The following is a 22,124-nucleotide window of genomic DNA, read 5'->3' on the forward strand; positions in this document are numbered from 1 at the left end:
ATTATTTCGCGCTAGTCGCCTTATCCACCATATACGCCACATTTTGAAATTTACTCTCACTATACGCGCAAAGTCCTATCTCACAAGTGCTACTTGAGCTCACACCGATGATATTTGTCGCGCTTTCATCTGCCAAATGTGCCGTGCTAGACTTGTTGAGCTCTGGAGTAAAAAAGCCCTTTTTACCCGCAAATCCGCAACACTCAAAGCTTTTTACCACGCGCACATCATCACTGCATAGCTTTGCTACTTCCACAATCGCGCTATCCTTGCCCAGCTTTTTTAGCAGACAAAGCCTATGCACCAAAAGTGGCGAATCCACCTTGCTCCAAGCAAGTTTGTCGCTTATGCTTAAAATAAATTCGCTAATATCATACACTTTATATTTATCCCCAAACTGCGCAATCGTAGAGTAAAAGCAACTTGAATGGTCTGTTATAATAGCATATTTCCCGTCCTCCGTTGCCTTTTGTAGCTCGGATTCTAAAAACGCCCTATTTTGTGCCTTTATACTCTCATAATCCTCAAACATCTTGCCACAGCACATTTGTTTGATTTTTTGCGGATAAATTACGCCGATTTTTGCTTTCGCACAAATGCTCTCCACTACTTCTTGCAATGGGCGTTTGTCGCGCTGTTTGGCATTTGGGGCAAAAATGCGATTCGTGCAAGAAGTGAAATACACGACTTTATCGGGCAGATTTTCGCCCTTATTTGTGAGTGTGTAACCATTTGCGCGAGGCATAAATGGCGGAGTAAAGGGCAGATTCGCACTTAATTTATGCAATGCGCCTGTGATTTTGCTAACCCAAAATTCACTCAAAATCGCACTTGCCACGCGGTAGATTCGCAGTCCTCCACGCGCCACGCCCAAAATTGCACTAAAATTATTATAAATTTTTTGCGCGAATTTCTGCGTTTTGCCACTCATCGCCACTCTTAACTCAAAGGCGACATTTGCGGTATCAATCCCAAGCGGACAAAGAGCAAGGCACGATGAACAACCCGCGCAGGTTTCATTGCCAAAGTATTCATATTCGCTCAAAAGCGCGTCCGCCTCATACTTTTTGCCGTCTTCTAAAAGTCGCGTGATTTCGCGTAGCACTGCAATACGCTCACGCGGTGTTAGTGCAATCTCGCGCGATGGGCAGTTTTTCTCACAAAATCCGCACTCCATACAGCGATTTATCATCTCGCTATTTTCGGGTAGGTTGAGCAGATTTTTGGGTGCGGATTTAAGGTTTTTCTTAAAAATTGTCGCATCATCGCTGATTATGACATCGGGGTTCAAAAGTCGCGCAGAATCAAAGGCATTTTTTATCGCCACATTGATTGCATAAGCCTTTTTGCCCCACTCGATTTCCACAAATGGCGCAACCATTCGTCCCGTGCCGTGTTCGGCTTTCGCACTTCCACCCATTAGCGCGACTTTGCTGCTCATTTCCTCCACAAGCGCGGCAAAATTTTCATATTGCTTTTTGTCTTTTAAGTCTGGCGTGATATTAAAGTGCAGATTTCCCGCTAATGCGTGTCCAAAAATCACGCCATCAAAGCCATATTTCTTAAACAACTCTTGCAACCACGCCACGCCATCGGTAAATTTATTAATCTCAAAGCACACATCTTCGGTGATAATCGTAGTCCCTTTTGGGCGTGTCCCTGCGACAATAGGCAAGATTCCCTTGCGAATCTTCCACCACGCATCATATTCGTGCGAATCCTTTGAATACAATGGCGCAAAGGGCATTTTGATGGATTCTAACTCCGCTTTTATGGCAGTTAGATTCGCCTCTAACTTTGAAGACTCCTGTGATTCGCTTTGAAATAAAATACACGAATAGCCTTCTTTGCACTCTTTGACTATGCTAGGTATCCCTTCACTATCTTTAACCGCCATAAGACAGGCATAATCCATCATTTCCGCACTCACAACTTTGTCCCGCCCAAGTTTTGATAGCGCGACCACCGCTTTACTCGCCTCGCTCAAATCCGCAAAAAATAGCAATCCACACGCTTTGAATTTCGCGTCAATCACGGCGTTGTAGCGCACCTTGCTGATGAATGCCAAAGTCCCCTCGCTACCGATTAAGATATGATTTAAAATATCCGCAATGTCGCTAAAATCCGCTAGGGCGTTTATGCTGTATCCTGTGGTGTTTTTGATTTTGTATTTTCGCGCGATGAGTGCGGTTAGCTCTTTGTCGGCGAGAATTTCAGCGCGGAGTTTTTGCAGAGATTTTACAATGTGTGCGTGGGTTTTGCAAAAGGATTCAACGCTATTTTTGTCTGCTGTATCGATGATTGTGCCATCCGTTAGCACTGCGCGGACAGAATGAATGGTGTTATAGCTATTTTGCTCCACGCCACAGCACATTCCGCTTGAATTGTTGTTGAAAATCCCGCCAATTAGCGCAGTTGTGATAGTCGCTGGGTCTGGTCCAATCTTTTTGCCAAGTGGTGCTAACGCCGCATTTGCCTCGCAACCAATCACGCCACACCCGCACTCAATGACATTACCCTTAACTTCAATGCTTTTAAAGCCCTCATTTGCGATAATCAGCACCGAATCGCTACTGCATTGTCCGCTAAGTGAAGTCCCTGCGGCACGAAAAGTTATAGGCGTGTGGCATTGCCTAGCAAGTGCCAAAAGCGCAATGATTTCGCCCTCGCTATTTGCGCGAATGACGACTTTTGGCACATAGCTATAACAGCTCGCATCCACGCCTAGCGCGTATCGCATTAAGCGCGAATCCCAAACACGCCCAATACAGATTGATTTTGCCTTGCTTATGAATGTTGTGTAGTTTGGTTTCATTGTGCATCCTTATGTGAATCTAAAATGTGAAATCTCCCTAAAATGCGACATTGTAGCAAAAAATAGACTCAAGACAACTTAAATTTTAAACATTACAAGGAGTCTTAAGCTATGATTGCGCACGGTGAAACAAGCATATCGTTACTTTGTGATTAAAGTTTTTGTAAGAATTTCTTAAGACAAATTTATGATATTTCTAATGAAAAATCAAAAAAAATGTAAAAAATTTCAAAATTTTTGCAGATTTTTTACAAAATTAACAAAATATAAGGAAACTTTAAGGTTTGTTTTTATAAAATCCCGCTTTTGATTTGAAAAATTCTCGTAATTTTTGGTCATTAACAAAGCATAAAATAGCTTTTCTTTAAAATGGATTTCTTTTTAATGTAACCATAAGGAGAAATTTTAGAGATTTTGTTAAAAGCCTTTGAGAATCCTTTTTGGATATTTGGAGTGCTTTTTGCTTTAAATTTTCGCTCTTTAAAGTCGAATTAGAGGGTGGAAAAGATGGCTAAAATTTATTGAATTTTACAATCTTGTTCTTTTACACAAAACTTTACTTTAGATTCTTAAAATGGGTAACCTCAGTTTAAGATTAAAGCAAATTTTGAGTAATGATCTTTGAAATCTAAGCAAGAGATAAGAGGTGTGCTGGTTTCTGGCAACCTTTTTCTTAAGCTATGTTAAATCTCAAATATACTTTGAGCTTATCGAAGTGATAAGAGTTTAAGCTTTGACTTAAGACTAGGACAACTAACCTAAAAACAGATTCTTTGATTTATTTAGGGAATCTACAATTTTGGAGAGTTTGGCTCTATTGATTTAGATTCCAACTCCCCGCTTTTTATGGAGAGTTTGATCCTGGCTCAGAGTGAACGCTGGCGGCGTGCCTAATACATGCAAGTCGAACGATGAAGCCTTTAGCTTGCTAGAGGTGGATTAGTGGCGCACGGGTGAGTAACGCATAGGTAATATGCCCCATAGTCTGGGATAGCCACTGGAAACGGTGATTAATACTAGATACTCCCTACGGGGGAAAGTTTTTCGCTATGGGATTAGCCTATGTCCTATCAGCTTGTTGGTGAGGTAATGGCTCACCAAGGCTATGACGGGTATCCGGCCTGAGAGGGTGAACGGACACACTGGAACTGAGACACGGTCCAGACTCCTACGGGAGGCAGCAGTAGGGAATATTGCTCAATGGGGGAAACCCTGAAGCAGCAACGCCGCGTGGAGGATGAAGGTTTTAGGATTGTAAACTCCTTTTGTTAGAGAAGATTATGACGGTATCTAACGAATAAGCACCGGCTAACTCCGTGCCAGCAGCCGCGGTAATACGGAGGGTGCAAGCGTTACTCGGAATCACTGGGCGTAAAGAGTGCGCAGGCGGGATAGCAAGTCAGATGTGAAATGCTATGGCTTAACCATAGAACTGCATTTGAAACTGCTATTCTAGAGTGTGGGAGAGGTAGGTGGAATTCTTGGTGTAGGGGTAAAATCCGTAGAGATCAAGAGGAATACTCATTGCGAAGGCGACCTACTGGAACATTACTGACGCTCATGCACGAAAGCGTGGGGAGCAAACAGGATTAGATACCCTGGTAGTCCACGCCCTAAACGATGAATGCTAGTTGTTGTGAGGCTCGTCCTTGCAGTAATGCAGCTAACGCATTAAGCATTCCGCCTGGGGAGTACGGTCGCAAGATTAAAACTCAAAGGAATAGACGGGGACCCGCACAAGCGGTGGAGCATGTGGTTTAATTCGAAGATACGCGAAGAACCTTACCTAGGCTTGACATTGATAGAATCTGCTAGAGATAGCGGAGTGCTGGCTTGCCAGAGCTTGAAAACAGGTGCTGCACGGCTGTCGTCAGCTCGTGTCGTGAGATGTTGGGTTAAGTCCCGCAACGAGCGCAACCCTCGTCCTTAGTTGCTAGCAGTTCGGCTGAGCACTCTAGGGAGACTGCCTTCGTAAGGAGGAGGAAGGTGAGGACGACGTCAAGTCATCATGGCCCTTACGCCTAGGGCTACACACGTGCTACAATGGGGCGCACAAAGAGATGCAATATCGCGAGATGGAGCAAATCTCCAAAACGCCTCTCAGTTCGGATTGTAGTCTGCAACTCGACTACATGAAGCTGGAATCGCTAGTAATCGCAAATCAGCAATGTTGCGGTGAATACGTTCCCGGGTCTTGTACTCACCGCCCGTCACACCATGGGAGTTGTATTCGCCTTAAGTCGGGATACTAAATTGGTTACCGCCCACGGCGGATGCAGCGACTGGGGTGAAGTCGTAACAAGGTAACCGTAGGAGAACCTGCGGTTGGATCACCTCCTTTCTAGAGAATTGTTTGGGTAATTTGTTTTATCCAAACCAAAAAAGTTAGAGATTTAGCGTGCCTCTTTGTTTCTTGCTTAGTTTTCAGAGATCATCTCAATGTAAAGTTAGCATAGGGGCTTATAGCTCAGGTGGTTAGAGCGCACCCCTGATAAGGGTGAGGTCGGAGGTTCAAGTCCTCCTAAGCCCACCAGAAAATGACATTTTGTAATAAAGCACCTAGTGGTTTGTTATTAAGATTGTGAGGGGAATTAGCTCAGCTGGGAGAGCGCCTGCTTTGCACGCAGGAGGTCAGCGGTTCGATCCCGCTATTCTCCACCATATTGCAAGTGGAGGATTTAGCTAACTTATTTAGCATAGATTCTAAGGTTTGTTTGTTCAAAGTTTAATGCAAGTTTTATCTCATAGAGAATCTCAACCCAAAGAGGTTGAATGAGTGTGTGTTTGTAAGATTTGCATTAGGCTTTGTAAAAGTCGTGTTATTTAACTTATCATTGTTAATAGCCTAAGTAAAATTAAAACTACAATAGCCTGTTTTATTGTGGTGTAGGTGGTCGGCATATATCTAGTTCCGTATAGATTCTGCTGGCGGGTTTGAGCGTGATATAAATCATACTTGAATCACACGATACACTCAGTAAGGCAGTAATTTTAGAATACTCAATAATGAAGGCATAAGCTTTGTAAGGGCAAATGGTGGATGCCTTGGGTGATAGAGGCGATGAAGGACGCACTAGACTGCGAAAAGCTACGCGGAGCTGTCAAGGAGCTTTGATGCGTAGGTTTCCGAATGGGGCAACCCAATGCGTAGTGATGCGCATTACCGATTAAGGGGCGAACCTAGCGAAGTGAAACATCTCAGTAGCTAGAGGAAAAGAAATCAAACGAGATTCTCTTAGTAGCGGCGAGCGAACGGGGATAAGGGCAAACCGAGTGCTTGCACTCGGGGTTGAGGACTGCAATATCCACTGCAATATCTTAGCAGAAGAGTTTGGAAAGGCTCATCATAGAGGGTGATAATCCCGTATGCGAAAAGACATTGCTAGGTAGCAGTATCCAGAGTAAGCCAGGACACGTGAAATCCGGGCTGAAGCTGGGGGGACCACCCTCCAACCCTAAATACTACTATCACACCGATAGCGCACAAGTACCGTGAGGGAAAGGTGAAAAGAACCGCGGGTAGCGGAGTGAAATAGAACCTGAAACCATTTGCTTACAATCATTCAGAGCCCTATGATTTATCAGGGTGATGGACTGCCTTTTGCATAATGATCCTGCGAGTTGTGGTATCTGGCAAGGTTAAGCACACGCGAAGCCATAGCGAAAGCGAGTCTTAATAGGGCGTTAAGTCAGATGCTGCAGACCCGAAGCCAAGTGATCTATCCATGACCAAGTTGAAGTAAGTGTAACAGCTTATGGAGGACTGAACTCGTGCCCATTGAAACGGGTTGGGATGAGTTGTGGATAGGGGTGAAAGGCCAAACAAACTTGGTGATAGCTGGTTCTCTTCGAAATATATTTAGGTATAGCCTCAAGTGATAGCAATAGGGGGTAGAGCACTGATTGGGCTAGGGCTGCTCACCGCGGTACCAACCCCTGTCAAACTACGAATACCTATTGCCTTATCTTGGGAGTCAGGCGGTGGGTGATAAAATCAATCGTCAAAAGGGGAACAACCCAGACTACCAACTAAGGTCCCAAAGTTCTATTCTAAGTGGAAAATGATGTGAAGTTACTTAGACAACCAGGAGGTTGGCTTAGAAGCAGCCATCCTTTAAAGAAAGCGTAACAGCTCACTGGTCTAGTGATTTTGCGCAGAAAATATAACGGGGCTAAGATAGACACCGAAGTTGTAGATTCTATGCTGGTGCATAGAGTGGTAGAAGAGCGTTCGTATCAGCGTTGAAGCCATATCGGCAAGAAGTGGTGGAGCGATGCGAAGTGAGCATGCAGGAATGAGTAGCGATAAAAGTGGTGAGAATCCACTTCGCCGAAAGTCTAAGGTTTCCTACGCGATGCTCGTCATCGTAGGGTTAGTCGGGTCCTAAGACAAGTCAGAAATGGGTAGTCGATGGAAAATTGGTTAATATTCCAATACCAATAGTAGTGTGCGATGGAAGGACGCATAGGGTTAGGTGAGCTAGCTGATGGAAGTGCTAGTCTAAGGGTGCAGCTTGGAGGATAGGCAAATCCGCCTCTGTATGTCAAACCTCAAAGGCTCTCCAAAGTCTTCGGATAGCGGGGAGAATCACTGATACCGTCGTGCCAAGAAAAGTTTCTAAGTTTAACTACTATTGCCCGTACCGCAAACCGACACAGGTAGATGAGATGAGTATTCTAAGGCGCGTGAAAGAACTCTCTTTAAGGAACTCTGCAAACTAGCACCGTAAGTTCGCGATAAGGTGTGCCTAGCAATAGGTCTCAGCAAAGAGTCCCTCCCGACTGTTTACCAAAAACACAGCACTTTGCAAACTCGTAAGAGGAAGTATAAGGTGTGACGCCTGCCCGGTGCTCGAAGGTTAAGAGGATTTGTCAGGGGCAACCCAAAGCATTGAATTGAAGCCCGAGTAAACGGCGGCCGTAACTATAACGGTCCTAAGGTAGCGAAATTCCTTGTCGGTTAAATACCGACCTGCATGAATGGCGTAACGAGATGGGAGCTGTCTCAAAGAGAGATTCAGTGAAATTGTAGTGGAGGTGAAAATTCCTCCTACCCGCGGCAAGACGGAAAGACCCCGTGGACCTTTACTACAGCTTGGCACTGCACATGGGAGCATTATGCGCAGGATAGGTGGGAAGCTTTGAAGTCTCTACTCTGGTGGAGATGGAGCTGTCCTTGAGATACCACCCTTAATGTTTCTGTGGGCTAACTGGCTAGAGTTATCCTCTAGCAGGACAATGTCTGGTGGGTAGTTTGACTGGGGCGGTCGCCTCCTAAAAAGTAACGGAGGCTTGCAAAGGTTGGCTCATTGCGGTTGGAAATCGCAAGCAGAGTGTAATGGCATAAGCCAGCCTGACTGCGAGACAAACAAGTCGAGCAGAGACGAAAGTCGGTCATAGTGATCCGGTGATTCTGTGTGGAAGGGTCATCGCTCAAAGGATAAAAGGTACCCCGGGGATAACAGGCTGATCTCCCCCAAGAGCTCACATCGACGGGGAGGTTTGGCACCTCGATGTCGGCTCATCGCATCCTGGGGCTGGAGCAGGTCCCAAGGGTATGGCTGTTCGCCATTTAAAGCGGTACGCGAGCTGGGTTCAGAACGTCGTGAGACAGTTCGGTCCCTATCTGCCGTGGGCGCAGGAGAGTTGAGGAGAGCTGTCCCTAGTACGAGAGGACCGGGATGGACACGCCACTGGTGTAGCAGTTGTTCTGCCAAGAGCATCGCTGCGTAGCTACGCGTGGATGTGATAACCGCTGAAAGCATCTAAGCGGGAAGCCAACTCCAAGATGAACTCTCCCTGAAGGTCGCAGCAAGACTAGCTGCTTGATAGGGTAGGTGTGTAAGCATAGTAATGTGTTTAGCTGACTACTACTAATAGACCGTTTGGCTTATTTCTTTATTAAGTCTTAAGTATTCTAATTACTGCCTTATTGAGTGTATCATTTTACACCAATAAAGTTTAGGTGTAGTTTTTTAGGCTATTGCAGTGATTGATAACTTATGTATGTAGGTTGTCAAGTTGTTGTTTCCCCCATTAGGAAAATGGAAATAAGGGCAAAATTTTAAAAAAAAGAGATTCTAAAAAAGTGCCTTTATTTCCCTTTTCCTTGTGTCTATAGAGAGGAGGACACACCTAGCTCCATTCCGAACCTAGCAGTTAAGCTCCTCTTCGCTGATGATACTGCACTTTGCAAGTGTGGGAATGTAGGTCGATGCAGGGTTAGGGGAAAACTACTTAGAGACTACTTGTATTCTTTTAGCTCATTTACTTTATTCTTATTGCTTATTAGTTTTTGGCTCAATCCAACTTAGACTCTAACAAAGGAATCTTAAGTTATGATGTCAGCGATGAAAAACAAGTATATCCCACATAATAAAAAAACTTTGCAAGAATTTAAGAAACTAAGAGAATCAAAAACAAGTGAGATTCAAAAAAAGATCATTAAATATGTTTCTACTTCGCTTACACTCGTAGCCTTGCAAGAAGTCTTGATATTGAGGCTGTTAAAATTGCAAAAATTTGTAAGATTTTACAAAAAATTATCGATGAAAAGTGTGATAAATTTTGTAAAAATATTAGAATCTTAATCGCACAAGAGTATGAAAAGATATTTAAAATACAAAGCGAAATTGAAATTGATGAAAGCTATTTTTGCTTCGCTAATGCTCTTAACTGCAAGCACAATGGGTTATGCAAAACATAGATTAAGCAAATTTAAAGGAATCAAAAAAGAGAATTTTTGCTTCACTTAAAAGAAACAGAATTTAGATACAAGGCTAGCAGTAGCATTGAAATGTCAAAATACAAAAGCAAGATTTGTATAAAATCTTATTAAAAATGATAAGAAAAAATCCACTTAAGTTGTCTTGAGCCAACCAAATACACCACGCAAGATTTTTGCCAAAATATTGTGAGAATCAAACTAAAATCTAACCAAATTTAGCTACAATCTTGCCAAATTTTCACTAAATCAAAACGACTTTACACGCACAATCAAAAGGGGTAAAATGACTTTCGCGACTACAAATCCTCCAAAACCACAAAACAAACCAACTCTAAAAAAACCAAAGCCCCATAGCGATTCTAGCAACTCCAAAGATTCTCTCTCCACTAGACTTATCATTATCCTAAAGCGACTTTATGAGGGCGAGTGTATCAAGGCAGACTTACTAGCGAGTGAGTTTGGCACTTCACTTCGCACGATACAGCGCGATATATCTCACATAGCAAATTTGCTAAGTATCAAATATGACAAAGGCACATATCAGCTAGATTATTACGGGGGGGGGGGGAGTGTAAATCCCAAATCTATCAAGCGATTTGCCTCTATTAGCGGGATAGAAGCACTCTACCCCACGCTAGATGAGTTTTTTGTCTATGATTTGCTAGATGATGATGAGAAGTCCCTACACATTGCCAAAGGACATTTTGAAAAGCCTCAAACACAGCTCTTTGAGACACTCAAAGAAGCGATTGATCTCCACCACATACTCCACTTCACTTATAGCCTAAAGCCTAGAGTAGCAAAGCCATACAAGCTAGTGCATATTCAGGGCATTTGGTATCTGCTAGCGAGCGAGTCGCGTAAATTAAAGCATTTTGCCCTATCCAAAATCAAAAATCTAATCGACACAAAAGAAGCGTTTGCCCCTAGCCAAAAAGTAACAACACTGCTAAAATCTAGCCTAAACTCCACCGCCTATCTCACCACCGCCCCCAAAACCGCGAAAATCCTGCTTACCACGCCAAAAGCTAGGATACATTTTTTGCGCAAAAATTTGGGAGCAAACTTCTCTATCATAAAAGATTCATATCAAAATCTAACGCTACAAATGCAATATGCCTTTGATGATGAAGTGATAAATTTTGTCAAAAGCTGGCTACCACACGCCCAAATCATCTCCCCCACACCACTACAAGAAAAACTCCAAAAAATGCTCCTAGAGTATATCAAAGCGACAAATGCTGACACGGGGAGTGAGTAAAATGCAGGGATTTAAAAGGGATTTTAAAATGGGGTATGAAATGTTTGTCATCGCAAAAATCTGCTATCTAAACAAAAGCCACAGATTTTTGACAATCCAAAATAACCCCCTCCCTTAGCACGAGGGGCTTGGGGGTGGGCGTCATTGCGAGAATTTGCGCTAGCAAAATTCGTGTCAATCTATCCGTTTGTCATACTGAGGCTTTAGCCTAAGTATCTCAAATAGCAACAAAGATTTGTCATATTGACCGTTTAGCGAAATATCTCTATTTTTATTGATACTTTGAGATACTTCACTTTGCTCAGTATGACAAACCCACCCCCTTAATCCCCATCCGCAATGGATTGGAAAATTTTGTCATTGCCACGCTTAATCAGCATCTTGCTCGCAATGAGTTCTATTCATAGTCCGCAATGACTATAAACTAGGATTTTTGGCAGACTGATTTAGTCTATGGACGGCGGAAGAAGAAAAAATGACAAAAAAAATACAAACTAACGGAGACAAAAATGTCAAAAATAGAGCCAAGCAAAGTCTATGACTTTGTGTTAGAGAAATTGCAGGATATGAAAGAGAGCGCAGATAGCATTAGTGCCGATAGCGTGGGTGCAAGTAGCGATGATAGCAACATAGAAGCAAAATCTCGCGCAGAGCAGTTGCAAGCAGTCCGCAAACAAATAAGCGACTTTGAAGCAAATGCCACAAAAAGCGCGTTAGATTACAAAAATGTCGCAGAATTTGACACTTTTACAATCGCATTTTATGGTGAGACAAATGCTGGTAAATCCACTATCATCGAATCTTTGCGGATTTATTTTGGCGAATCAACCAAGCAAAATTCACGCGCAAAGTTTGACAAAAGCTATGAAGCGTTCAAATATTACAGCGAGGCATTTTTAGGTAAGATTTTCGCGTTTTTTGCCCCATATCTTAAATCAAACGCGCTTAAAAAGATGATAGATTGTAGCGATGGCGTGATTATCGGCGATGGACGGGCGGATTTCACGCAAAAAAGTCAAACTTATCATTTTGATAATAATGGCGTGAAGTTTGATATTTTAGATGTGCCCGGTATTGAGGGCAAGGAAAATGCTGTGATTGATGAAATATTAAAGGCGACTAAAAAGGCGCATTGTGTATTTTATATCACGCGAAATCCACAGCCACCGCAAAAGGGCGATAGCCCAAGTGGCGAATCCAAAGGCACTCAACCAAAAGGCACGATTGAGAAAATCAAAGAGCATTTAGGCGCGCAAACGGAAGTCTTTAGCATTTTTAACAAATCCGTTACAAACCTTATGCAACTATCAGATTCGATAATCCAAACTAGCGATGAGAGTGGCTTAAATGATTTGGATAAGATAATGGCACAAACACTTGATACAGATGAGCAAAAGCACTACGCAGGGCGCAAAACTTTGAGCGCACAAGTGGCATTTTACGCGTTAGCGGACAAAACGCTTATCATAGATTTGCCACAAAATGCAAGTAGCGAAGCCACAAAGGCAAAGAATTTGGCACTAAAAAGAGAGAAATTTATCGCAAAATATTCAAAAGATGAGTTGTTAGAAAAAAGCCTATTTTTGGACTTTGCGAAATTTATCAGCGATGATTTGGCGCAAAATGTGGGTGCAAAAATCAAAAAGTCAAACTTTAATAAAGCACATAGAATCTTGCTTGGTATGAATGAGACGCTTGAATTTGTGCATAAAACTTATAGCGATTTATACGACAAATGCGCCAAAGAAGTGGAGGATTCGTGCCACAAAATAGAGCGTATATTAGATAGTGCAAAAAGCAACTTTGAAGTGGCTAGTGATAGCGTGATAAGGGCTTTTAGAGGTTCGGTTCAAAATATAATGTATGACTACATTGATGACAATGTCAGTGATGATAGCTTTAAAAACAAATTTAAAGCTGTTTTGGAATCTCAACAACAATCGCTTAATGATAAATTTAAAGAAGCGTTTGAAAAAGAGCAAAAACAATTTGGCAAAGATGTTGAAGTAGAGATAGAAAACTTACAAAGGCGTATAGGCAATATCGCTAAAGATTTTCAAAATCTAACGCTAAATAATGATTTTGATTCAAATCTAAGCATCAACATTGATAACGGGTTAAATACGGCTGGGCTTATTGGTGCTGGGGTTGGTGTTATTGGTCTAGCTATCACAATGACAGCAGCAAATCTTTGGAATCCTGCTGGTTGGGCTGCAGCAGGTGCTCTTGCTATTGCAGCAGTTGTTATGAGTGCGGTTGGTATTGTTGTAGGTGCAGTCAAATCTGTGTGGAAATTTTTTAGCGATGATTACAAAATGAGCGAACAACGCAAAGCGGTTGATACAAATTTGCGTAATATTTGTGGCAATATGCAAACAAAGGTCAATGAATCCATAAAAAATAATATCGAGCAAAACTTACAACCCTATATAGAAGATATCCAAGATAATCTGTCATTAAGCATAGAGCCTATACAAGAAGCAAGTGAATTTTTTGGCGAACTGCGGGAAAATGAAGTTTTGCCACTTGCAGAGCAAATCAAAATAGAGGGAGGTTTGTAAAGGAAAATGTAATTTTTTGGCAAAAATCGTGGCGGTTAAGTAAAAAAATTAAGGAGTAAAAAATGACAACACAACAAGAATTTAAAAGGCAAAAAGAGCAAGGCGAAGCAAAGCTAAACAATCTGTAAGGATTTTTAGAAAAAGGCAGGGATTTTGAGCTATTTGGCGTTAGCGTAGATAGCGGTTTAGAAAAGCTACAAAAAGCAAAAGAGAAAATAAATCAGCGCAAACTAAAAGTCGTGCTTGTGGGAGGATTTAGCGAGGGTAAAACCTCTATCGCTTCGGCGTGGCTAGGCGAAGTTTTGGGGAAAATTGACAGCGCAGAGTCAAGCAATGAAGTGCTTATCTATGATACAAAAAATAATGAAGTAGAGATTGTCGATACGCCCGGACTTTTTGGATTTAAAGAAAAAGGCGTGGGCGTAAATGCCGAAAAATACAAAGACATTACCAAAAAATTCGTAAGCGAAGCGGATATAATTTTGTATGTGATGAATCCCACAAATCCTATCAAAGAAAGCCACAAAGAGGATTTGGAGTGGCTATTTCGCACACTAAATCTACTGCCTAGAACGATTTTTGTGATTAGCAAATTTGATGAAGTGGCGGATTTGGGCGATGAAGCAGAATTTGACAGCGCGTTTGCGATTAAAAAAGAGCAAAGCATTATCCCAAACTTGCAAAGTGCCATAAATCTAAGTCAAAGTGAAAAAGAACATTTGCAAATCGTAGCAATCTCTGCAAATCCTTTTGGTAAGGGCATTGAATCGTGGTTGGCAAATAAAGATGAGTTTGAAAAACTCTCCCATATAGATTCGCTCCAAAATGCCACCACAGAGTGCATTAAGCGCAATGGTGGGTTGGAATCTATTTTGGTTGAATCTCAACAAAGCATTTTAAGCGATATTGTGGGGAGGCAACTGCCTAGTGCTATATCGCTACAAGGAAAAATCAAAGGCGATATGCAACGATTAAATGAGAGCGCAAAAGCATTACAAAAGGATATGTTACGGACAAATGACAAAATGAACGATGCGCAAATTGCGCTTCGTAGCTTTGTAACGCAGTATTTTAATGATTTGATTAAACAAGTAAATGGGACAAGTTTGGAGACATTTGGCGATTTTATGCAGGGCGAAATCGGTAGCGAGGGAAGCCTAATAAACGCGAAAATCCAAAACGAATTTCAACGCCACACACATTCTGTAATCAATGATTTGCGAACGAGTATCGAGCGATTTGACGCAGAGAAAGGCGACTTTGAAAAAGCAATCAGTAGCTATGGTAAGCAAGGCGTAGAGTGGCTACAAAAATCAGGTGCTATAAATTCTCAAAATGTTTTAGCTGCTAGAGATTTGCTAAAAACAGGACTTGAAAAAATAGGCATAAATGTCGGCACAGCATTGAATTTTAAGCCGTGGGGAGCAGTAAATCTTGCAAAAGGAGCTAATACCGCATTAGCTGGTGTGGGACTCGCGCTTGAAGTGTGGGATAGCTATAAACAGCACGAAAAAGAACAAGAATTTCAAAAGGCAAAATCTAAAATCGCTAATATGCTTGAAACTCAAATGAAAGAGATTTTGGACACGATAAATAGCGATAAATTCTACGAACTTTTCAGTGGCTATAATGAGCTAAAAAACGCACTTGAATCCACACAAAATGAGCTAGAATCCTTTGAAACACAAAGTCAAAAATTTGATGAATGGGTAAAAGAGGGCGAAATCATAGAAGCTGAAATTGTAGAAAATTAGTGTAGCTATACAAAAAAATACTTTAAAAGTATATCATAGCGACAAATAATGTCGCACACAGGGAGTAAAATCTCGCCTGTAAATGCCAAAATCTTGCAAATATCAATCCTGCAAAAACGCAGATAAGCAAAATAAAAAGCGCAAATGTGGGCAAGATAAGCAAGAGCAGGCATTACAAAATCTTTTTTAAGGAGCAAGAAATGTCAATTTTCACTCGTTTCGTATTGGGCAGTGCAGCCCTAGCAGGCATAGGATACGCAGGATACAAGGCAAAAAAACACCTAGATAACCAAATGGAGAAGCCAGAAAACTATGGCTTAGGCTACAAAGATGTGGCGTTTGAGGAAGCGGGCAAAATCATCTGCAATGGCTTAGGAGCGATAACTGAAGGACTAGCCAAAGGTTATGAAAAAATCTTTGATGAGCCACTTTATGCAGAAGGCGTGATGTCTAGCCTAGATACCCTAAAATCAACTTTGCGCAAGAGTGAATGCAAGCACCTAAATGGTATGCAGCTCGCACCAGCCCTTGTGAAAAAAACAAGTTTTAGCGCGGCGCAATGCAGTCGCATAGGTATCCCTATCTATGATGAGGAGATGGATAAACTAAATACCCTCCACGATGAAATCCAAAAAAACGATGATTTCATAGACGCGATTTATGAGCTAGAAGCACAATGCTACAAGGCGCATAAGACGATTTTAGATTTTGTCTCATTTGCTAAAGATATGGCGCGAGATTCTAGCGATACGGATACTATAAAGGGCTTAGATAACATATATAGTGTCGCTTCTAGCAAATACGACTTAGATGAAGTAGGCGAGATAGAGAGCGTCAAATCCGCTATAAAATCTATCAAAGAGTCTTGCGATAGATTAGCCACGCTAAATGCAGAGCTAAAATCTAGCCTAAAAGATTCTGCTTTGCAAGATAGTCATCACGCAAGCAAACTAAGCGAGGCTTTAGAGCTAGCCACAGCACTAGATGGCGTGATAAGAGGGGATTTTGCAAGCTATGGTAGCTTTTGTAGCGAGCGCGTAGAGACATTGCAACAATCCGCATAACAAAGTCTCATAGTGTATGAGATTGTGTCATTGTGAGAATCTTAAAAAACCCCTTCCCTTGCAAAATGGGTTTTTGCTTCGGCTAACGCCTCGCAACCTGTTGGGTGGGGGTGGGTTTTTTTGTCATATTGAGCGCGTAAGCGCGAAATATCTCTATTTTTGTTTTTTAGATTTTTGAGATACTTCGCTACACTCAGTATGACAAATGTTTTTAGCATAAAAAAGTTGCTGTCATTGCGAGCGCAACTTGTTGCGCGTGGCAATCCATAATAAGCCCCCCTCCCTTGCGGAGGGGGTTTGGGGGTGGGTAAAGTCATTGCGAGCAAACGCTAGTTAAGCGTGGCACAAGCCCACAGCTACGAAGTAGCGATTCAGCGCGTAAGCGCGAGTGGGCGCAGTTGCGCAAGCAAAATCCACAATCAAAAACATAAAAAATGGATTGCCACGCAAATGCTACTTTTAACAAAGTCGCATTTGCTCGCAATGACGGATTTTTTTGTCAATAAAATTTTCTTTGTCATATTGAGCGTTAGCGAAATATCTCGATTTGTATTTTTGGATTTTTTACAGAATCTATGCTTTGAGATACTTCGCTTGCGCTCATTCCGACAAGTAGATTTTTACCAAACCAAAACAAAGGAGCAAAAAATGCCAATCAAACCAAAATCATTCATAGCAAAATGTCCCAAATGTGGCAAAGTGAAATTTGTCTCGCCCAAAAGCGATGCGCTAAGCCCGCTTGAAATGTGCCCAATGTGTGAGAAATGCAATGAGCCAATGAGTAAAACACCAATGCCAAATTTAGATGTCAAAAGCATAGGCGATTTTTTCAAAGGCTTGTTTAAGGGCAACTAAGGTTAAAAGCAACGCTTAATAGGCTCTCGTGCTTCAATCCTATCGACAAAATATAAGGACGCAATGATGGACTTGAAAAAATTCTCAAAGATTATTAGTGTGCTGTATAAGTTTTTAAGCGAATTTATGAATCTATGGGAGCTAGGGAAACTAACGCGTCTAGGGAGCTTAGGATTTGCACTAAAACAACAAGCAGAGATTTTCACAAACGAGCTAGAATCCAAACAAAAGCGCGTAGATTCTGCATTTGAAGCATTAGATTTAATCCTCGCGTATAAAAAGCAAAATCCACAAGAATTTGAAGAAATATTTTGTGCGTTAGAGCGATTTAGCCAAAAGCGCAAAGTCGATAAATCAATCGATGAAGCGATAAGGTCGCTTTTAGGCTAGATTGCCGTTTGGATTTCATAGCAAAAAAATCTAAAAAGTGCAAAACCAAAAACTAACGCACAAAAAGGAAGCAAATGGGAGCGATTTTTTTATTTTTATTAGCGGTTTTATCGGCTATTTTAGGATTGTTTGTCTTTATAGCGTATATGTATATGTTTGTTTTTGTGGGCTTTATCATCGCTAGCATTGCGATTTTTTATTTTTATGGTGTGGCGTGGGGGCTAGCGTGGCTAGGGCTGTGGTGGGTAGGTGGCTACCTCATCAGCAAAAGCAAATAACCCAAAATCTTTACGCTTACATTTAAGACATTTTAAAATCTCTAGCATAAAGGAAACAAAATGACAAACCTGCTGATTTTATACAATCCATACTACCAAGACACCGTGATAGAATCCCACTTAGAAGTGCTAAAGCAAAAGGGCAAAGTCGCTTTTGGCAAGGTGCGCTCCAAGCTAAAAGACACGCTAGGAAGTCAAAAAAGCCAAAGCGAAAATCCGCTAGATTTAGCCACGATAAAATCCGAGCTACATTCACAAAAAGCACAGGACAAACGCGCATATTTGCAACTTTTTTTGACGGATTATGCCAATCTCTATGTGGCAAAAGTCGATGAGATTTTGGATAAATCCCAAGCCCCAAATGAGATAATCCCAAACTACTATCAGCAAAAAGGCTTAAATGTCGAGGAATATTTCATCATCACGGATTTGCGCGAGATTGTGCGTGATGATTTCGCGACTTTACGCGATAAATATTTGGCAAATTTCACTACTCCCGCCTTTGCAAACCACACTTACGCGCTTTATGGCAACGCCTACACATATCCCATAGAAGTGGTGCAAAAGCGCGAAGTGTGCTATTTTGAGGGCGATGAACGGCATTTTCTTACGCTCTTTAAAAGCGAGGCATTTTTGGCACAAAAGCAGATTTTGACAGACTACATATTTGGCGACTATCTCTACGCTCTGCACCCCGATAGCTTTGAAAATCTCATTTTTGCCGAAATGGAATTTCACGCAAATAAAAATGACAAACTTTATGATTTTAGTGGCGTGATTTTGCGCTATGCAAAGGCGTTTGAGAGTGAATGCTATGAATTTGTGCGCCAAATCGTGCGAATTTTGGGCGCAAAAGATAGCGCGATTTTAGAGCTAAAATTTGGCGTGGGAAGCAAAATGAAAGAAGTGGCGAATCTATCGCACGAAAAGGCGATGCTTGGGGCGTATCTGCATTTGCTTGATAATCTTTTGCGAAAATCTATAAAGGCGCATTTAAGTGCTGAAATCGTGGCATTTTGCGCTAGATTCACAAAAGATATTGCCTTTATGCAAAAGGCGCGAAATCCTGTGGCGCATTCGGATTTTGCAAGGTTTGAAATGGCAAATGCCGTGCGCGATAAAATCATCGGCGTGGGGCAAAGTAGCGTAATGGTGGAAATACTAAAAGCAAAAGAATTGCTAAAATAAAATTTAAGATTTGGCATAAATTGTTTGAAATTTTACGAATCGAAATGTGAATTTTGTGTGATTCGCGTTGAATGTTTGGCGATTTTGTGCGCTAAAAGAGTAAGAGGAAAAAGAGGGCGTGGAGCTGGCAAAAAACTTCTGTGTTTTTGCTTCGCTTTGCTTACAACTGCAAGCAGAAGGTGTTATGCAAAGCATAGATTTGTTAAAATTAGGGGAATCAAAAAAGAGAATTTTTTGCTTTATTAAAAGAAACAGAATTTAAATATAAGGCTAGTAGTAGCATTGAAATGCCAAACTTCAACAGCAAGATTTATACAAATCCTGCTTTTGAAGTCAAACATTAGTATCTAACCTTAAAGAGCGAATTTGATTGGCTAAGTAACTTAGATTCTCATAAATGAGTTGTTTTTAGTTGTGCTTGCGCACAATGAAACAAGCCTTGCGTGGATATTTTCATCTCGCTTATTTAAAGAAAGACAACTTTGATTTTGCGACTTTGGCGCAAGTCAATTACAAAAAGTAACAATTTCCTTGACTTTATTTCTTTGTTGGATTCCAAATTAACCACTTTTGCTTATAATCAAACAATAAATAGCAACAAAGGAGATAAGATGGAAAACTTTGATACATTCATTAAAGAGTATGAGGTGCTTAAATCAGAGCGAGAATCTCAAGGTATCCCGCCATTACCATTGAGCGTAGCGCAGACAAAAAGTGCGATTGAGATTTGCAAAAGCACTCAATCAAGCCAAACACAAAAAGACTTTGCAAAAGAATTGCTTATCCACCGCGTGAATCCGGGCGTAGATGATGCAGCTAAGCTCAAAGCAGAGTTTCTCGCTGAGATTCTTAAAAGTGGCAAGGCGCAGGTTTTCACACCAAAAGAGGCTGTAAAATATCTTGGCACAATGCTTGGTGGCTATAATGTCAAGCCACTCATTGATGGTTTAAGCTTGAGCGATAAAGAATTAGCGCAGGATTGTGCGAATGCACTTAAGCATACACTGCTAATGTATAATAGCTTTGAAGATGTCGCTAAGCTAAGCTCGAGTAATCCTTTAGCAAAGGAAGTTTTACAATCTTGGGCAGATGCAGAATGGTTTTTGCAAAAGCCAGCCTTATCAGAGGTCATTAAAGCGTGTGTGTTTAAGATTGATGGCGAGACAAACACCGATGATTTAAGTCCTGCGGGAGATGCTTTCACGCGTAGCGATATTCCACTCCACGCTAAGGCAATGCTAAAATCACGCATTGAAAACTACGAAAGCAGAATCCAAAAGATTAAAGAAGTCGCTAGTAAAAATGACGCTCAAGTAGCGTATGTAGGCGATGTCGTGGGCACAGGAAGCTCAAGGAAGTCTGCGTGTAATTCGATTTTGTGGCATTTTGGGCGTGAGATTCCCTACATTCCAAACAAAAAAGGCGGTGGAGTTGTGCTTGGTAGCGTGATTGCACCGATATTTTTTAATACTTGTGAAGATTCAGGTGCGTTGCCAATCGCCGTTGATGTGAGCAAACTTAATGAGGGGGACATTATCGAAATTCATACAAATAAGGGTGAGATTCTCAAAAATGGAGAAGTAGTAGCCAAATTCACACTAAGCCCAATCACCATTGGTGATGAGATTCGCGCTGGTGGGAGGATTTCACTCATTATTGGGCGCAATCTTACAGCTAAAGCACGAGATTTCTTAAAGCTCCCACCGAGCGATATTTTCAAATCTCCTAAAACACCACAACAACCAAAAGGATTCTCATTAGCTCAAAAGATTGTCGGGCGTGCGTGTGGTGTAGAGGGTATCGCACCGGGCACTTATTGCGAACCAAAGACTACGACCGTTGGCTCACAAGATACCACAGGTGCGATGACACGCGATGAAATTAAAGAACTTGCCGCTATTAGCTTTGGCGCAGATTTTGTAATGCAAAGTTTCTGTCATACAGCAGCATATCCCAAGCCTTCAGATGTGAGCTTGCACGCTACATTGCCAGAGTTTATCTCTACGCGTGGTGGTGTCGCACTGCGTCCAAAAGACGGCGTAATCCACTCGTGGCTCAATAGATTCTGTTTGCCTGATACGCTTGGCACGGGTGGAGATTCTCATACGCGATTCCCTATTGGTATTAGTTTTCCAGCGGGGAGTGGATTAGTGGCGTTTGCGGCTGTTACGGGCACTATGCCACTTGATATGCCAGAATCTGTGCTCGTGCGATTCAAAGGTAAGCTCAATCCGGGCATTACCTTGCGTGATTTGGTGAATGCAATTCCGTATTACGCAATTAAGCAGGGGCTTTTGACCGTTGAGAAAAAGGGCAAAAAGAATATTTTCAGCGGGAGAATTTTAGAGATTGAGGGCTTAGGCGATTTGAAAGTCGAGCAGGCTTTTGAGCTCTCTGATGCGAGCGCAGAGCGCAGTGCTGCAGCTTGTAGCGTGCGATTAAATAAAGAGCCAATTATTGAGTATCTTAAGTCAAATATCGCGCTTATTGACGAAATGATAAATAAGGGCTATCAAAATGCCGATACGCTCCGCAGGAGAGCACAAAAGATGAAAGATTGGATAGCAAATCCTGTGCTTTTGGAGCCAGATTCTAACGCAGAATATGCCGCAGTAATTGAGATTGATTTGGCAGATGTCAAAGAGCCTATTTTGGCTTGCCCTAATGACCCTGATGATGTGGCGACTTTGAGTGAGATTTTGGCAGATTCTAAGCGACCAAAAGAGATTAACGAAGTCTTTATTGGTAGTTGTATGACTAATATTGGGCATTTCCGTGCGTTTGGTGAGATTGTCAAAAATGAGGGGCAGTCTAAGACGCAAATTTGGATAGCACCGCCAACAAAGATGGACGAGAAAAAGCTCACACAAGAGGGCTATTTCTCGCTCTTTGGTGCAGCAGGTGCGCGTATGGAAGCACCGGGTTGTAGCCTCTGTATGGGGAATCAAGCACGAGTGCGTGATAATGCAGTGGTGTTTTCTACTTCCACGAGAAACTTTGATAACCGAATGGGCAAGGGAGCGCAAGTGTATCTAGGAAGTGCCGAGCTTGGTGGTGTGTGTGCGATATTGGGACGATTGCCCAGCACAAAAGAGTATTTAGACCTTGTGCCTAAGAAATTGGAGGGTAAAAACACTGTTTATACTTACCTTAACTTTGATAAAATCGAAAACTTCGCCCTGTAAGATATAACCACATAAGAATTGCATAGATTCTTATGTGGCTTATATA

Annotated in this window: 11 protein-coding genes, 2 tRNA genes, 3 rRNA genes and 2 pseudogenes; 15 read left to right on the forward strand and 3 right to left on the reverse strand. The window is 41.9% G+C overall.

The genetic code is table 11. From position 1 onward, the window contains the following. Position 1: 1 nt before the first annotated feature. Positions 2–2,815 (reverse strand): FAD-binding and (Fe-S)-binding domain-containing protein, encoded by a 2,814-nt coding sequence (locus ACWIWK_RS05125; protein ID WP_454151440.1) that lies wholly within the window; start codon positions 2,813–2,815, stop codon positions 2–4. Positions 2,816–3,658: 843 nt separating this feature from the next. On the opposite strand from ACWIWK_RS05125, the gene ACWIWK_RS05130 reads away from it, so the two are divergent. From ACWIWK_RS05130 to ACWIWK_RS05170, 9 genes and pseudogenes are all read left to right on the forward strand, one after another. Next, positions 3,659–5,156, forward strand: a 16S ribosomal RNA gene (locus ACWIWK_RS05130). A gap of 115 nt (positions 5,157–5,271) precedes the next feature. Beyond that, positions 5,272–5,348, forward strand: a tRNA-Ile gene (locus ACWIWK_RS05135). Between the two features lie 52 nt (positions 5,349–5,400). Continuing rightward, positions 5,401–5,476 (forward strand) — tRNA-Ala (locus ACWIWK_RS05140). A 351-nt stretch (positions 5,477–5,827) separates the two neighbouring features. Beyond that, positions 5,828–8,713 (forward strand): 23S ribosomal RNA (locus tag ACWIWK_RS05145). A gap of 209 nt (positions 8,714–8,922) precedes the next feature. Continuing rightward, positions 8,923–9,038 (forward strand): 5S ribosomal RNA (gene rrf, locus ACWIWK_RS05150). Together the 16S, 23S and 5S rRNA genes with 2 tRNA genes alongside form the textbook arrangement of a ribosomal RNA operon. A 115-nt stretch (positions 9,039–9,153) precedes the next feature. After that, positions 9,154–9,688: pseudogene (locus ACWIWK_RS05155) on the forward strand (hypothetical protein). Positions 9,689–9,825: 137 nt separating this feature from the next. After that, a complete protein-coding gene (locus tag ACWIWK_RS05160; RefSeq protein WP_454151442.1) occupies positions 9,826–10,803 on the forward strand; it encodes a helix-turn-helix transcriptional regulator in 978 nt (325 codons plus the stop codon). Between the two features lie 509 nt (positions 10,804–11,312). Next, on the forward strand, positions 11,313–13,364 hold the full coding sequence (locus tag ACWIWK_RS05165) for a hypothetical protein (RefSeq protein ID WP_454151444.1): 2,052 nt from the start codon (positions 11,313–11,315) through the stop codon (positions 13,362–13,364). Between the two features lie 134 nt (positions 13,365–13,498). Beyond that, positions 13,499–15,118 (forward strand): annotated as a pseudogene (locus ACWIWK_RS05170) (LeoA/HP0731 family dynamin-like GTPase); the annotation flags it as partial. 5 nt (positions 15,119–15,123) lie between these two features. Here ACWIWK_RS05170 and ACWIWK_RS05175 read toward each other — a convergent pair. Continuing rightward, positions 15,124–15,291 carry a hypothetical protein gene (locus tag ACWIWK_RS05175; RefSeq protein WP_454151446.1) on the reverse strand — a complete coding sequence of 56 codons (168 nt, stop codon included), beginning with the start codon at positions 15,289–15,291 and terminating at the stop codon, positions 15,124–15,126. Between the two features lie 27 nt (positions 15,292–15,318). Here ACWIWK_RS05175 and ACWIWK_RS05180 point away from each other — a divergent pair, with 27 nt between their 5' ends. After that, positions 15,319–16,182 carry a hypothetical protein gene (locus tag ACWIWK_RS05180; RefSeq protein ID WP_454151448.1) on the forward strand — a complete coding sequence of 288 codons (864 nt, stop codon included), beginning with the start codon at positions 15,319–15,321 and terminating at the stop codon, positions 16,180–16,182. A 41-nt stretch (positions 16,183–16,223) separates the two neighbouring features. Here ACWIWK_RS05180 and ACWIWK_RS05185 read toward each other — a convergent pair whose 3' ends face one another. Next, positions 16,224–16,499: a hypothetical protein gene (locus ACWIWK_RS05185; RefSeq protein WP_454151450.1), complete on the reverse strand. Its 276-nt coding sequence runs from the start codon at positions 16,497–16,499 to the stop codon at positions 16,224–16,226. A gap of 22 nt (positions 16,500–16,521) precedes the next feature. On the opposite strand from ACWIWK_RS05185, the gene ACWIWK_RS05190 reads away from it, so the two are divergent. The 5 genes from ACWIWK_RS05190 (at position 16,522) to acnB (ending at position 22,078) form a co-directional block, all read left to right on the forward strand. Beyond that, positions 16,522–17,037, forward strand: coding sequence for a hypothetical protein (locus ACWIWK_RS05190; RefSeq protein WP_454151452.1), 516 nt, complete (start codon positions 16,522–16,524; stop codon positions 17,035–17,037). 66 nt (positions 17,038–17,103) lie between these two features. Further along, positions 17,104–17,427, forward strand: a complete 324-nt coding sequence (locus ACWIWK_RS05195; protein WP_454151454.1) for a hypothetical protein — start codon at positions 17,104–17,106, stop codon at positions 17,425–17,427. A gap of 74 nt (positions 17,428–17,501) precedes the next feature. Then, positions 17,502–17,705, forward strand: a complete 204-nt coding sequence (locus tag ACWIWK_RS05200; protein ID WP_454151456.1) for a hypothetical protein — start codon at positions 17,502–17,504, stop codon at positions 17,703–17,705. Positions 17,706–17,765: 60 nt separating this feature from the next. Next, positions 17,766–18,893 carry an HP0729 family protein gene (locus ACWIWK_RS05205; protein ID WP_454151458.1) on the forward strand — a complete coding sequence of 376 codons (1,128 nt, stop codon included), beginning with the start codon at positions 17,766–17,768 and terminating at the stop codon, positions 18,891–18,893. 611 nt (positions 18,894–19,504) lie between these two features. Then, entirely contained in the window at positions 19,505–22,078 is a 2,574-nt protein-coding gene (gene acnB, locus ACWIWK_RS05210; protein ID WP_454151460.1) for a bifunctional aconitate hydratase 2/2-methylisocitrate dehydratase, read from the forward strand. Positions 22,079–22,124: the final 46 nt, after the last annotated feature.

The organism is Helicobacter sp. 23-1048, from assembly GCF_053654545.1.

What these genes read in the sequence shown, in the direction of transcription:
- ACWIWK_RS05125 (WP_454151440.1), bottom strand. Translation starts at nt 2,815, where the DNA reads ATGAAACCAAACTACACAACATTCATAAGCAAGGCAAAATCAATCTGT.
- ACWIWK_RS05160 (WP_454151442.1), top strand. Translation starts at nt 9,826, where the DNA reads ATGACTTTCGCGACTACAAATCCTCCAAAACCACAAAACAAACCAACT.
- ACWIWK_RS05165 (WP_454151444.1), top strand. Translation starts at nt 11,313, where the DNA reads ATGTCAAAAATAGAGCCAAGCAAAGTCTATGACTTTGTGTTAGAGAAA.
- ACWIWK_RS05175 (WP_454151446.1), bottom strand. Translation starts at nt 15,291, where the DNA reads ATGCCTGCTCTTGCTTATCTTGCCCACATTTGCGCTTTTTATTTTGCT.
- ACWIWK_RS05180 (WP_454151448.1), top strand. Translation starts at nt 15,319, where the DNA reads ATGTCAATTTTCACTCGTTTCGTATTGGGCAGTGCAGCCCTAGCAGGC.
- ACWIWK_RS05185 (WP_454151450.1), bottom strand. Translation starts at nt 16,499, where the DNA reads ATGACTTTACCCACCCCCAAACCCCCTCCGCAAGGGAGGGGGGCTTAT.
- ACWIWK_RS05195 (WP_454151454.1), top strand. Translation starts at nt 17,104, where the DNA reads ATGGACTTGAAAAAATTCTCAAAGATTATTAGTGTGCTGTATAAGTTT.
- ACWIWK_RS05200 (WP_454151456.1), top strand. Translation starts at nt 17,502, where the DNA reads ATGGGAGCGATTTTTTTATTTTTATTAGCGGTTTTATCGGCTATTTTA.
- ACWIWK_RS05205 (WP_454151458.1), top strand. Translation starts at nt 17,766, where the DNA reads ATGACAAACCTGCTGATTTTATACAATCCATACTACCAAGACACCGTG.
- acnB (WP_454151460.1), top strand. Translation starts at nt 19,505, where the DNA reads ATGGAAAACTTTGATACATTCATTAAAGAGTATGAGGTGCTTAAATCA.